Origin of the sequence: Streptomyces sp. NPDC058051 (assembly GCF_042885475.1) — a bacterium.
In the GTDB taxonomy this organism is placed as follows: domain Bacteria; phylum Actinomycetota; class Actinomycetes; order Streptomycetales; family Streptomycetaceae; genus Streptomyces.
The window spans coordinates 245,911-258,678 of sequence record NZ_JBHVRW010000002.1; the positions used below are offsets into that span (position 1 = coordinate 245,911).

The 12,768-nt window shown below is 70.3% G+C and carries 14 protein-coding genes; 10 read left to right on the forward strand and 4 right to left on the reverse strand.

The window, feature by feature from the left end; genetic code table 11:
* Positions 1-64: 64 nt before the first annotated feature.
* On the reverse strand, positions 65-589 hold the full coding sequence (locus ACFVUT_RS04620; RefSeq protein WP_389647107.1) for a hypothetical protein: 525 nt from the start codon (positions 587-589) through the stop codon (positions 65-67).
* 82 nt (positions 590-671) lie between these two features.
* Between ACFVUT_RS04620 and ACFVUT_RS04625 the strand changes: the two genes are divergently transcribed.
* Both ACFVUT_RS04625 and ACFVUT_RS04630 read left to right on the forward strand, forming a co-directional pair.
* On the forward strand, positions 672-1,223 hold the full coding sequence (locus ACFVUT_RS04625) for a TetR/AcrR family transcriptional regulator (protein WP_389647110.1): 552 nt from the start codon (positions 672-674) through the stop codon (positions 1,221-1,223).
* Positions 1,220-2,764: an MFS transporter gene (locus ACFVUT_RS04630; protein ID WP_389647113.1), complete on the forward strand. Its 1,545-nt coding sequence runs from the start codon at positions 1,220-1,222 to the stop codon at positions 2,762-2,764. The genes ACFVUT_RS04625 and ACFVUT_RS04630 overlap by 4 nt, the downstream gene beginning before the upstream one ends.
* 102 nt (positions 2,765-2,866) lie before the next feature.
* On the opposite strand, the gene ACFVUT_RS04635 is transcribed toward ACFVUT_RS04630, so the two are convergent.
* Entirely contained in the window at positions 2,867-3,538 is a 672-nt protein-coding gene (locus ACFVUT_RS04635; protein WP_389647115.1) for a lysophospholipid acyltransferase family protein, read from the reverse strand.
* 233 nt (positions 3,539-3,771) lie between these two features.
* On the opposite strand from ACFVUT_RS04635, the gene ACFVUT_RS04640 reads away from it, so the two are divergent.
* The 3 genes from ACFVUT_RS04640 (at position 3,772) to ACFVUT_RS04650 (ending at position 6,136) form a co-directional block, all read left to right on the forward strand.
* The gene (locus ACFVUT_RS04640) at positions 3,772-4,938 is read left to right on the forward strand and encodes a glycerophosphodiester phosphodiesterase (RefSeq protein ID WP_389647118.1); all 1,167 of its coding nucleotides are present in this window, start codon (positions 3,772-3,774) and stop codon (positions 4,936-4,938) included.
* 94 nt (positions 4,939-5,032) lie between these two features.
* On the forward strand, positions 5,033-5,596 hold the full coding sequence (locus tag ACFVUT_RS04645; protein ID WP_389647121.1) for a sigma-70 family RNA polymerase sigma factor: 564 nt from the start codon (positions 5,033-5,035) through the stop codon (positions 5,594-5,596).
* Between the two features lie 36 nt (positions 5,597-5,632).
* A complete protein-coding gene (locus ACFVUT_RS04650; protein ID WP_389647124.1) occupies positions 5,633-6,136 on the forward strand; it encodes a GNAT family N-acetyltransferase in 504 nt (167 codons plus the stop codon).
* A 155-nt stretch (positions 6,137-6,291) separates the two neighbouring features.
* On the opposite strand, the gene ACFVUT_RS04655 is transcribed toward ACFVUT_RS04650, so the two are convergent.
* Positions 6,292-6,729 carry a hypothetical protein gene (locus ACFVUT_RS04655; protein ID WP_389647127.1) on the reverse strand — a complete coding sequence of 146 codons (438 nt, stop codon included), beginning with the start codon at positions 6,727-6,729 and terminating at the stop codon, positions 6,292-6,294.
* Positions 6,730-6,731: 2 nt separating this feature from the next.
* On the reverse strand, positions 6,732-7,091 hold the full coding sequence (locus ACFVUT_RS04660; protein ID WP_389647130.1) for a hypothetical protein: 360 nt from the start codon (positions 7,089-7,091) through the stop codon (positions 6,732-6,734).
* A gap of 651 nt (positions 7,092-7,742) precedes the next feature.
* Between ACFVUT_RS04660 and ACFVUT_RS04665 the strand changes: the two genes are divergently transcribed.
* The 5 genes from ACFVUT_RS04665 to cbiE all read left to right on the forward strand — a co-directional run bounded on the left by ACFVUT_RS04665 (position 7,743) and on the right by cbiE (position 12,527).
* Positions 7,743-8,804, forward strand: a complete 1,062-nt coding sequence (locus ACFVUT_RS04665; RefSeq protein WP_389647133.1) for a methionine ABC transporter ATP-binding protein — start codon at positions 7,743-7,745, stop codon at positions 8,802-8,804.
* Positions 8,801-9,472, forward strand: coding sequence for a methionine ABC transporter permease (locus tag ACFVUT_RS04670; protein ID WP_389647137.1), 672 nt, complete (start codon positions 8,801-8,803; stop codon positions 9,470-9,472). The genes ACFVUT_RS04665 and ACFVUT_RS04670 overlap by 4 nt, the downstream gene beginning before the upstream one ends.
* Positions 9,473-9,545: 73 nt before the next feature.
* Positions 9,546-10,412 carry a MetQ/NlpA family ABC transporter substrate-binding protein gene (locus tag ACFVUT_RS04675; protein ID WP_389647140.1) on the forward strand — a complete coding sequence of 289 codons (867 nt, stop codon included), beginning with the start codon at positions 9,546-9,548 and terminating at the stop codon, positions 10,410-10,412.
* A gap of 100 nt (positions 10,413-10,512) precedes the next feature.
* Positions 10,513-11,190 (forward strand): GNAT family N-acetyltransferase, encoded by a 678-nt coding sequence (locus ACFVUT_RS04680; RefSeq protein ID WP_389647143.1) that lies wholly within the window; start codon positions 10,513-10,515, stop codon positions 11,188-11,190.
* Between the two features lie 107 nt (positions 11,191-11,297).
* Positions 11,298-12,527, forward strand: coding sequence for a precorrin-6y C5,15-methyltransferase (decarboxylating) subunit CbiE (gene cbiE, locus ACFVUT_RS04685; RefSeq protein ID WP_389647146.1), 1,230 nt, complete (start codon positions 11,298-11,300; stop codon positions 12,525-12,527).
* Positions 12,528-12,768 lie beyond the last annotated feature (241 nt).

Consider the following 12,768-nt stretch of genomic DNA (forward strand, 5'->3'; position numbering starts at 1 on the left):
CGGCCGGTCCGGTGTCAGCCGCGCGGGGCGGGCGTACGGCGGACCCGCCGGGTGGGGTGGGCGTTCAGCGCCCCTCGCCCCGGCGGCCGGCCGCCCACGCGGCGAGCCGCTCGAAATCGGCCGGCAGCAGTCCGGTCCCCGGGTCGATCCACAGCAACAGCGCCTCGGGCGCCCCGTGGTCCCGGACCCACTCCCGGTCCTGCCCGGTGATCTCGTCGTCGACCCACGCGAACGGCCGGCCTGCTGCGTACTCCACGATGAACCGCGTCTTCCAGTACGTGCCCTCAGGCGCGTCGCCGTGCATCGACGGCCAGTCGACGTACGGCAGTGGAGGCAGTCCGAGCCGCGGAGCGATCCACTCGTTGGCCTCGTCCCTCCACGTCGTCGCCCAGACCAGTTCGTATCGGCCGGCGAGAGCCAGCAGCGACCGGCCGTGTTCCGGGTTGAGCAGGACGGGCAGCGGAGTCCCGTAGTCCCATCCCGCCGGCCGCATCAGATGCAGCGCGTAGCCGTCCGGGATCCGGAGCCGCACCAGGGCCGCGTACGGATTCAGCGGGCCGTCGATGTCGATCAGCAGCAGCGGCTTCATGCGGACATGGTCCTCTCTCCGCTCCGGCGGAGCGACGCCTCGGGATGAGACGTTCATGTCTCATATGAGTTATCGTTGTCTCATGAGTCTTGATCGTGAGCGGGTGCTGCGCAGCGCCGCCGACCTGCTGACCCGTAAATCGACCGCCACCATGGACGAGGTCGCCAAAGCCGCAGGCATCGGCCGCGCCACCCTGCACCGCCACTTCGCCGGACGCGACGCCCTGGTCAAGGCGCTGGAGAATCTGGGGATCCAGGAGTTCGGAGCAGCCCTGGACGCTGCCGCGCTCGACGAGGGGAGCAGCGAGGAGGCGCTGCGCCGATTCGTCGCGGCCGTCGAACCGAGCGCCGGACTGCTCTCCTTCCTCGTCACCGAGAACCAGCTCTTCGAGGGCGACGAGGTGAACGAGGGCTGGGACCGGCTCGACGCCCGGGTCGCCGCCTTCTTCCGCCGCGGCCAGGAACGCGGCGAGTTCCGGATCGACCTCACTCCCGCCTGGCTGACCGAGGCCCTCTACGGGCTCATCTCCACCGGCGCCTGGGCCGTCCAGGTGGGCCGGGTCGCCGGTCAGGACTTCCCGTACATGATCGTCGAGCTGCTGCTCGGCGGCGCACGCCGGAGCGTGGAGCGATGAGCACCCTCGACCTGCACACCGCGAGCCCCCAGGAACTGCGCAGGCCCGGGCGGTGGATCGCGCTGGCCGTCCTCGTCCTCGCCGTGCTGCTCGTGGCCGTGGACGCCACGGTCCTCGGCCTCGCCACCCCCTTCCTCACCGAGGACCTCAAGCCGTCCGGCACCCAGCTCCTCTGGATCGGCGACGTCTACTCCTTCGTCATCGCGGGGCTGCTCGTCTCCATGGGCAGCCTCGGCGACCGCATCGGCCGCAAGAAGCTGCTGCTGATCGGCGCGACCGCCTTCGGCGCCGTCTCCGTGCTCAACGCGTACGCGAGCACGCCCGAGACGATGATCCTGGCCCGGGCACTGCTCGGTGTCGCGGGCGCCACCCTGATGCCGTCCACGCTCGCCCTCATCCGCAACCTCTTCCAGGATCCGCGCGAGCGCAGCCTCGCGATCGGCATCTGGGGAGCCATGGCCTCCGCGGGTGCGGCCGTCGGCCCCGTCGTCGGCGGATTCCTCCTGGAGCACTTCTGGTGGGGCTCGGTCTTCCTGATCAACCTGCCGGTCATGGCCGTACTCGTGGTCGTCGGCATCAGGATGATCCCGGAGTCGAAGAACCCGGCGCCGGGGCCCTGGGACCTGAGCAGCGTGGTGCTCTCCTTCATCGGCATGATCGGAGTCGTCTATGCCGTCAAGGAGCTGGCGGCGCACGGCGCGACCTGGGAAGTCGCCGTCGCGGGCCTCGGTGGCCTGGCCGCGCTGTGCTGGTTCGTCCGCAGACAGCTCACGCTTCCCGCGCCCCTGCTGGACATGCGGCTCTTCCACCACCGGGGCTTCTCGGGCGCGGTCCTCGCGGATCTGCTGACCATCCTCGGCCTCTCCGGGCTCGTCTTCTTCCTCTCCCAGTTCCTGCAACTGGTACAGGGACGCGGGCCGCTGGAAGCCGGGCTCGCCGAACTGCCCGCGGCCGTCGGCGCGGTCGCCGCGGGCCTGGTCGCCGGTGTGGCGGCCCGGCGCCACTCGGTGAGGTCGGTGGTCTCCGGCGGGCTCGGGGCCATCGGGCTGGCGCTCGCCGTGGTCGCCCTGATCCACAAGGAGACCGCCTATCCGCTGATCGGCGCGGTGCTGCTGATCGTCGGCGTCGGGGCGGGCTTCGCCTTCACCGTCACCGCCGACGTGATTCTCTCCAGCGTCCCGAAGGAGCAGGCGGGCGCCGCGGGCGCGGTCTCCGAGACGGCCTACGAACTCGGCGCGGCCCTCGGCATCGCCCTGCTCGGCTCCCTCGTCACCGGCGTCTACCAGGACTTCACCACCCCGGCGGGAGTCCCGGCCGCGAACGCCGCCGCGGCCCACGAATCGCTGGGCGGCGCCGTCGAGGCGGCCCACGGCCTTCCGGCGCAGCAGGCGAGCGCGCTGCTCTCCGCGGCACAGGAGTCGTTCGTCGAAGGGCTGCGGTTCGCCGCGGGGGCCGGCGCTGCCGTCCTGATGGCGACGGCCGTCGCCGCCTGGTTCCTGCTGCGCGGCCAGAAGCTGGAGGAAGGCGTCGTGCACCAGTAGCCGCCGCACCCGGGCCGCACCGGGTGGCCCGGCTCATGCGGAAGGGCCCGTACCACCGACCGGTGCACGAGCCCTTCCGCGAGTCCCGCGCGGCGCGTCAGCTCACGCGGCCTTGGCCTTCGTCGCATACATGTCGACGTACTCCTGACCGGACAACCGCATCACTTCGGCCATCACGGAATCGGTCACCGCCCGCAGCACATAGCGGTCGCGGTCCATGCCCTCGTAGCGGGAGAACTCCATCGGCGCCCCGAAACGGACCGTCACCTTGCCCGGGCGGGGCAGACCGGTGCCACCGGGCTGCAGCTTGTCCGTACCGATCATCGCGAACGGCACCACCGGCGCACCCGTCATCAGGGTCAGCCGCGCAATGCCCGTACGACCCCGGTAGAGACGGCCGTCGGGGGAGCGGGTGCCCTCCGGGTAGATCGCGAACGCATGGCCCTCCTCCAGGACCCGACGTCCCGTCATGAGCGCCGCGACACCACCGCGGCCGCCGTCCCGGTCCACCGGAATCATGCCGCAGCCCGTGAAGAACCAGGCCATCGCCCGGCCCTTGAGCCCCTTGCCCGTCACGTACTCGTCCTTGCCGATGTAGAACACCGGCCGGTCGCAGCAGAGCGGCATGATCATCGAGTCGATGAACGTCAGATGGTTGCCCGCGAGGATCACCGGACCGTCCCCGGGAATGTTCTCCACACCGTCCACCTGGGGGCGGAACATCAGGCGCAAGATCGGTCCGAGCACTGCCTTGATGAGTGCGTGTCGGGACAACGGTTCCTCCGGTGTTGTGGCCGGGCCGGCCGGGGCGCGGATGGTGACGGTCCATGCAGGTGAGGACGATACTCGCGGGTACCCGCGATGCGCACATCGGGTTCATCGTTCGGATACGTGGTGTTGACGTGAGTTTCCGCCATGTTCGTCCAGGCGCTGCTCCTCAGACGGTACGACTCCCTACGCTCGGGCCGCGCCCGACAGGTGCGAGACATCACACGCGAGGAGCAGTCATGACAGAGCGCGCGCAGGCGGGGCCCGGCCGCAGGACCCTGCTGGGAGCGGGAGCCGCCGTCCTGGGCACGGCAGCCGTCGGACTGGCCGGCGACCCGGCCACTGCCGCCGACCGGGCCTCCGCACAGTCCGGCGGCCGCGGCTTCCGCCTCGACCTGCCGGTGCCCACCGTCATCGGGCACCGCGGCACCAGCGGCTACCGGCCCGAGCACACCCTCGGCTCCTACGAGCTGGCCCTCGACATGGGCGCGCACATCATCGAGCAGGACCTGGTGCCGACCAAGGACGGCCATCTTGTCTGCCGGCACGAGAACGACATCACCGCCACCACCGATGTCTCCGCCCACCCCGAGTTCGCGGGCCGCAGGACCACGAAGAAGGTCGACGGGGTCGCGCTCACCGGCTGGTTCACCGAGGACTTCACCCTCGCCGAGCTGAAGACCCTGCGGGCCACGGAGCGCATCCCGGGCACCCGTCAGAAGAACACGCTCTACGACGGCCGCTGGGAGATCCCCACCTTCGAGGAGGTACTGCGCTGGGCCGACCGCGAGGGACGCAGGCGCGGAAAGCCGGTCTGGCTTTACGTCGAGACCAAGCACCCCACCTACTTCCGCGGCCTCGGCCTCGGACTCGAAGAGCCGCTCGCCAAGCTGCTGCGCCGCTACGGCCGCCACCGCGAGCAGTCGCCGCTCATCCTCCAGTCCTTCGAGCCCGGAAGCATCCAGCGCCTGGCCCGACTCGTCGCCACCCCGCGCGTCGTCCTGCTCTCCGGCGCGGGCGAGCGGCCCTGGGACTTCGTGACGTCCGGCGATCCGCGTACCGTCGCCGATCTGGTGAAGCCCGAGGGCCTGAGGTGGATGGCGTCCTTCGCCCAGGGCATCGGACCCACCCTGGACCTGATCATTCCCAAGGACGCCTCGGGCCGGCTCACGGCACCGACCACCCTGGTCAAGGACGCGCACGCGCAGGGCCTGGTCCTGCACCCGTACACCATGCGCAACGAGAACACCTTCCTGCCGGCCGACTTCCGCCGCGGCGCGGACCCCACCGCATACGGTGACGCGTTCGGAGCGTTCCAGGCGTACTTCGCGACAGGAATCGACGGGATCTTCTCTGACAACCCGGACACCGCACTTCTCGCGGCGGAGGACTTCGCCGCGCAGTGACACCGGCGTCAGCACCCGGCCGGGGCGTGCCCCGGTCGGGTGGTGCTCACCCGGCGCGGCAACCGGCCGCCGGCAACGGCGCGTCGGCGGGGGCATGACGCTTCTCGATCAGGCCCCCGCGGGGGCCGCCGCCTCCGCGACCGTCGTCCGTGCCCTGTATCCGCTGGTGCGTGCCGAGGCGACGGCCGAGGCCGCCGGCTCGGCGACGGGCGCGGCCGTCGAGCCCGCCGATCTCGAACAGGCCGTCTGGCTGCGGCTGCTGGAGCGGCTCGCCCAGGACGGACCGCCCGTGGACGCGGCGCGCTGGGTGCGGGGTGCCGTACGGGCCGAGGCCCGCCGGGCCCGCCGCACCGCGCGGCACGAACGCCCCTACCGTGACGAGACCGCGGCGGATCCGGCCGGCTGCCCCGAGCGGATCACCGTCGGCGCCGACGAACGCCGCGCACTGCACGCCGCAGTGGACCGGCTGCCCGGCCGGTGCCCCCGGCTGCTGGCGGCGATGCTCGCGCCCGGTGACCCCACCTACCGGGAAATCGCAGGGAAGTTGGGTATGTCACAGGGGAGTTTGGGTCCGGTCCGTTCCCGATGCCTTGGATGTCTGCGCAGAATGCTCGCGGCGGAGGTTGTAGCTCCCGAACTGCGGGGAAAGGAGCGTTAGACAACCGGTGGATCAGGTGGGCGGAGGCATGCGCACATGGGCATGAGTGTGATCATCTCGGCGGCGACAGCGCAGGACGCCGAACAGATCTTGAAACTTCAGTACCTCTCCTTCCAGAGCGAGGCGGAGCTGTACGGGAACTACCGGATCGACCCGCTCGTCCAGACCCTCGACTCGGTGCGCGCGGAGATCGCCACCCAACTGGTGTTCGTGGCCCGGCTGGGAGACGAAGTCGTAGGTTCCGTCCGCGGATCCACCGACCGGGACGGCGCCGGGCAGATCAGCAGGCTCTGCGTCCATCCGCGGCTCCAGGGGCACGGGCTCGGCGCCCGGCTGCTGCGGGCCGCCGAGTCGGGGCTCGCCGACGAGCGGTCGGCCACCCGCTTCCGGCTGCACACCGGGCATCGCAGCGAGAGCAATCTGCGGCTCTACCAGCGGGCCGGTTACGCCGCCGTGGGCAACGAGACGGGTGAGGACGGCGTCCGGATGATCCTGCTGGAGAAGGACGCGACCGCACCCGCCTATGTGACCAGCGCCTAGGACCGGACCGACCGCGCGCTCATCGCTCCGCTCGTGCGGTGCTCGCGCGGTGTCCGTGTGCGGTCCGTGCGGCTTCCGCAGGCGAAGCGCGGCTCGCCCCGGTCGGCGTGCGAACACCGCCGACGGCGCGCCGCTCGCCAGGTCGGCGTGCGTGCCTACGCGGTCCTTGCCCGGCGCAGCCACATCATCCCGGTGATCGGCAGGATCACCGGGATGAAGAGATACCCCGTGCCGAAGTCGGACCAGACGGTGGCGTCCGCGAACGCCGAGGGCTCCACCACCGTCCAGGTCCCCACCACCAGTACGCCCAGGAGCTCGGCGGCGCAGCACACCAGCGCCGACCGGCGTGCCCTCTCGCCGCCGCGCACCAGCGAGTAGGTGATGAAGCCGTACACGACAGCGGCGACGGCCGACAGCACATAGGCGAGCGGTGCCTTGCCGAAGTCCAGGATCATCTGGACGATCGCGCGGGACGCCGCCGCGACGGTGAAGACCCCGTAGAACCAGACCAGTACCCGGCCGGGACCGGTGCCCAGGTCGAAGGGCTGCTTCTCGCCGGAGGCCGCCGCGGGGGTGCGATCGGTGTCGGTCACGGTCAGTTTCCCCAGATGTCGTAGAGCCGCACTTCGAGGACGGCCAGCACGACCGCGCCCGCCGCCACCGTCACGGAACCCCACCGGGTCCGCTCGGTCAGCGACAGGAAACCGGCCGCCGGCACGGCGAGGAAGGCCCCGATGAGATACGCGATGAAGATCGTCATGCCCTGCTCGGGCCGCTGGCCCCGGGACAGCTGCACGACGCCGACGACCAGCTGGGCCAGTGCCAGCAGCGAGACCACGGCCATCCCGATGAAGTGCCAGTCCTTGGTCGGCTGGTCCCGGTATGCGGCGAATCCGCACCAGGCGGCGAGGGCGAGCGCGGTCACACCGACCGCGATCGTCAGGGCGTCAAGCATGAGGTGAGGGTATTACGGACCAAAAGGCCCGCGGCGTGCGCCCCCGTACCCGGACGCCATGGGCGGGGGACGAGGGCATGGTGTCGACATCCTGCATCCTGCCCGGCGTCAAGGAAGTGCTCGATGCGCCGCCCGCGCACCGGTCGGCCGTCGTCGCCTCCGCCGAGACCGTGGCCTTGACCACAACGCATGATCGTTCCGGGCGGGACGCGAATGCGGTCACCGACCAGCTCCCCGCCGTATCTGTGCAGGTCACAGCTCTGAGAGTGCAGATCTCGACCGTCGGGCGACCCGGCTCCCCGCACCATCCACGGCTGTCCGCTATCCGGACAATCGGCTCGGGTGGAGCGTTACGTCTGTTTTACTTGGCGCATGACCACGACGAGCAGCCGCATCCTTGCGACCGAGGCGATCACGACGCCCGGTGCTCGTTGTCTGTGTCGAATGCGCGCCATCTGAGGGCCCACGCCTGAGCCTCGCGCCCCGAAGCGAGACCGAGCCCGAGCCGTCCGCACCCGCGGAACGAGCCTGCCCGAGCACCGCCGCCCGGCCACTCGCCGCTGCCTGCCGTGCGTCCCGACAGTCTCATCAGACGAATGCCCCGTGCCCGGCGGACACCGCGCCGCGCACTCGACAGTGACGGATAACCCTGTGATCACCACTTCGGGCCTCACGAAGGTCTACCAGTCGCGCGGCCGCGAGGTCACCGCGCTGAACGGCGTCGATCTGCACGTCCGCGAGGGCGAGGTGTACGGCGTCATCGGACGGAGCGGCGCCGGAAAGTCCTCCCTCATCCGCTGCGTCAACCTCCTGGAACGCCCCACCTCCGGCACCGTGACCGTGGCCGGCCAGGACCTCACCGCCCTCGCCGGACGCGGACGCCGGGCCGGCAAGGACCTGCGCGAGGCGCGCAGCCGCATCGGCATGGTCTTCCAGCACTTCAACCTGCTGGCCTCCCGCAACGTCCAGGACAACATCGAGCTCCCGCTGGAGATCCTCGGCGTCTCCGGCAGGGACCGGGCCCGCAAGGCCCTCGAACTTCTCGACCTGGTGGGTCTCGCCGACAAGGCCAGGGCCTACCCCGGCCAGCTCTCCGGCGGCCAGAAGCAACGCGTCGGCATCGCCCGCGCCCTCGCCGGCGATCCCAAGGTGCTGCTCTCCGACGAGGCGACCTCCGCCCTCGACCCCGAGACCACCCGGTCCATCCTCCAGCTGCTGCGCGACCTCAACCGGCAGCTGGGGCTGACCGTCCTGCTCATCACGCACGAGATGGACGTCGTGAAGACGATCTGCGACTCCGCCGCGCTGATGCGGAAGGGGCGCATCGTCGAGTCGGGCACGGTCGGCGAACTGCTCGCCACCCCCGGCTCCGAACTGGCCCACGAACTGTTCCCCGTCGCCGGTACGGCCTCCGGCCCCGACCGCACGGTCGTCGACGTCACCTTCCACGGCGAGGCCGCGACCCAGCCGGTGATCTCGCAGCTCTCCCGTACGTACAACATCGACATCTCGATCCTGGGTGCCGCGATGGACACCGTCGGCGGCAAGCAGATCGGCCGGATGCGCATCGAGCTGCCCGGCCGCTTCGAGGAGAACGTCGTCCCGATCGGCTTCCTGCGTGAGCAGGGGCTCCAGGCCGAGGTCGTGGAGCACGACGCCGCGTCCGTCCTCGCTCGGACCCCCGCCCCGCTCACCGAGGAGGTGGCGAAGTGACCTGGTCCGAAATGCAGCCGCTGCTCACCCAAGGAACCATCGACACGCTGTACATGGTGCTCTGGTCCGCGGCCGTCACCGTTCTCGTGGGACTGCCGCTCGGCGTCCTGCTGGTCCTCACCGACAAGGGCGGACTGCTCCGGAACACCCCGGTGAACAAGGTCATCGGGGTGATCGTGAACATCGGCCGCTCGCTGCCGTTCATCATCCTGCTGATCGCCCTGATCCCCTTCACCACCTGGGTCGTCGGCACCTTCATCGGCCCGACCGCGATGATCGTGCCGCTGGCCGTCGGAGCCATCCCGTTCTTCGCACGGCTCGTCGAGACGGCCGTCCGCGAGGTCGACCACGGGCTCGTCGAGGCCGTCCAGTCGATGGGCGGATCCATTTTGACGATCGTCCGCAAGGTGCTGCTGCCGCAGGCGCTGCCCTCGCTCATCTCCGGCGTCACCACCACCGTCATCGTGCTCATCGGGTACTCCGCCATGGCGGGCGCGGTCGGCGGCGAGGGCCTCGGCTCCAAGGCCGTGACCTACGGATTCCAGCGCTTCGACAACCGGTTCATGCTCATCACCGTCGCGCTGCTGATCGTCATCGTGACCCTGATCCAGCTGATCGGCGACACGGCCGTACGCCTGCTGGCCCGCCGGGGCCGCACCACCACCTGAGACCTCCTCTCCGCTCAAGCCCGAACTCCTTGTCCGGGCGCACCACCCTCACCACCAGAAAGAGGCACTTTTCGTGCGCAAGAACATCAAGATCACCGCAGCTGCCGCCGCCACCGCCGCCGTCGCCTTCGGCCTCACCGCCTGCGGCACGTCGTCCGACCCGGCCTCCAAGAGCGAGACCGGCGCCACGGCCGACACCTCCAAGACCCTCGTCGTCGCCGCGTCCCCGACACCGCACGCCGACATCCTCGACTTCGTCAAGAAGAACCTGGCGGCGAAGGAGGGCCTCAAGCTGGAGGTCAAGGAGTTCACGGACTACGTCCTGCCGAACACCGCCACGGAGGACGGCCAGGTCGACGCCAACTTCTTCCAGCACCAGCCGTACCTCGACGACTTCAACAAGAAGAACAACACCCACCTCGTCTCGGTCGGCACCGTCCACCTCGAACCCCTCGGCCTCTACTCCAAGAAGGTCAAGGCCATCGGCGACATCAAGTCCGGCCAGACCATCGCGGTGCCCAACGACACCACGAACGAGGGCCGCGCCCTCCAACTGCTCGCCGAGAACGGTCTGATCACCCTCAAGTCCGGTGTCGGAACCGACGCCAAGCTGAGCGACATCACCGACAAGAAGGGCCTGAAGTTCAAGGAGCTGGAGGCCGCGACCGTGCCCCGCGCCCTGAACGATGTGGACGCCGCCGTCATCAACGGCAACTACGCCATCGAGGCGGACCTCAAGCCCGCCAAGGACGCCCTGGTGCTGGAGAAGGCCGACGGCAACCCCTACGCCAACATCATCGCCGTGAAGAAAGGCAACGAGAACGACGCCCGCGTCCAGAAGCTCGTGAAGCTCCTCCACTCCGACGAGGTCAAGAAGTTCATCGAGGACACCTACCAGGGCTCGGTCATCCCGGCCTTCGGTACCGCCGCCACGTCCTGACACCCGTACGGCACGAGCCGACGAGCCCCGCGCACCCCGCCAGGGGGCGCGGGGCTCCGCCGTACGGACCCGCCCATGCACAACGCCGGGCCGATGCTGCATGCTGTGCCTTTACACGGTCTTCGGCATGGAGTTGCGCATGACATCCACCTTTCCGGACATCTCCATCAGCACGGATCGGTTGGTGCTGCGCCCCTTCGACATGACGGACGTTCCCGCGTACATCGAGATGATGAACGATGAACTCGTCACTGCCTGGACGGATGCCCCTCACCCCTACACCCAGGTCGACGCCGAACGCTGGGTCCGCAGGATCGCGCCCGCGCAGCGCACCACGGGTGACGGCATCGTCTTCGCCGTCACCGAGTTCCTCACCCAACGGCTCGTCGGCTCGGTCCGCCTGTGCAACACCGACTGGCGCACCCTCGCCACCGAGGCCGCGTACATCACCGCCCCCTGGGCGCGCGGTGAGGGCTACGCCACCGAGTCCGTGCTGGCGCTGGCCCAGTGGCTCTTCCGCGACCAGGGCTTCGAGCGCATCGAACTGCGCACCGCCGCCGGCAACACCGCCTCGCAGCAGGTCACCCAGAAGCTCGGCTGCATCAGCGAGGGGGTCCTGCGCAACGCCCGCATAGCGCGCACCCAGACCGAGGACGGAGGCTGGACGGAGGTCAGGACCGACCTGATCGTCTGGGGTCTGCTCCCGGAGGACCTCGAAGGCGTGGCGGAGCAGCTTGCCGACGCCGGCGGCTACGGTACGTACAGCGACTGGAACTGACCCCTCGAAGGGGCCCCGGCAGCGTACGGGTACGGACCGGGTACTCTCACCCTGCCCACGCCGCACGACCATTCCCACCTGCGACAACTCCAGGAGACTGACAACAGATGGCCGATCGGGTCAGCGTGATCGGCTGGGACGGCTCGCCCCTGACCGGAGCGGCCACGGCCGCCCTCTCGGCCGCCACACTCGTCGCCGGAGCCGCCCACCACCTCGCACTCCCCGAAGTCCCGGCAAACGCCGAACGGATCCGCCTGGGCTCCATCGACCTGGCCGCACGCCGGATCGCCGGTCACCGCGGCAGCGCCGTGGTACTCGCCGACGGGGATCCGGGCTTCTTCGGAGTCGTGCGCAATCTCCGCGCACCCGAGCACGGCCTCGAAGTCGAAGTGGTCCCCGCCGTGTCCTCCGTCGCCACCGCGTTCGCCCGCGCCGGAATGCCGTGGGAGGACGCCGAGATCGTCGTCGCGCACCCCCGCACCCTGCGCCGCGCCGTCAACGTCTGCCGGGCCCACCACAAGGTCGCCGTCCTCACCTCGCCCGGCGCGGGCCCCGCCGAACTCGCCCTGCTCCTCGAAGGCGTCCACCGCACCTTCGTCGTCTGCGAGGAACTGGGCACCGCGCGCGAACAGGTCAGCGTCGTCACCTCCGAGAAGGCCGCCGACCACGTCTGGCGCGACCCCAACGTGGTGATCGTCATCGGCGGCGGCCCGGAGCCGCAGGCCACCGGTGCCTGGATCGCCGGCCGCCACCCCGGCGGCACACGTGGCTGGGCGCTGCCCTCCCATGCCTACCCGGGCGGTGCCACGGACGCCGGGAACGGAACGGGCGAAGGCGAGTCCCCGCACCTGCGCGCCGCCCAACTGGCCCGACTGGGCCCCCGTACCGGAGACCTCCTGTGGGACATCGGCTCCGGCAGCGGGGCCCTGGCCGTGGAGGCCGCCCGATTCGGGGCGGCGGTCCTGGCGGTCGACAGCGACCCGGCGGCGTGCGCCCGCACCGCGGCGGCGGCCCGGACGCACGGAGTGCAGCTCCAGGTCGTCGAGGGCCGGGCTCCCCATGTGCTGGAGCGGCTGCCGGAGCCCGATGTCGTACGGATCGGTTGCGGGGGAGTCCCCGTCGTCACCGCCGTCACCGAGCGCCGCCCGGAGCGCATCGTGACCCATGCGTCGACGCGCGACGAGGCCGAGGCGCTCGGTGCGGCACTCACCGGAAACGGCTACGGCGTCAGATGTTCGCTCCTCCAGTCCGTCGAACTCGACACGGTCGCCTGGTCGGAGCGCGAACGCTCGGTCGTGTTCCTGCTCTCGGCGCTGCGTTCGGACCTCGCCCCCTGACCCGGTCGGCGTACGGCGCGAGGTAGGCTGGCCGATCGTTGCACCGCGGCTGGACGTTCGTCGCTTCGTTCGTCAATGTCCGGAAAAGGGGACCGTTTTGGTCCTCGTTGTGGTACGGCAGAACCGGGGGATGCGCGACGTGGCGCAGTCCACAGCGGGCCGTGGCGAAATGAGCTGCCACGGTGGCGAACGGCCGCGAGAATGCAGGATGTCCGCGACCGTTTCGTGCCGAGCTGCGCGC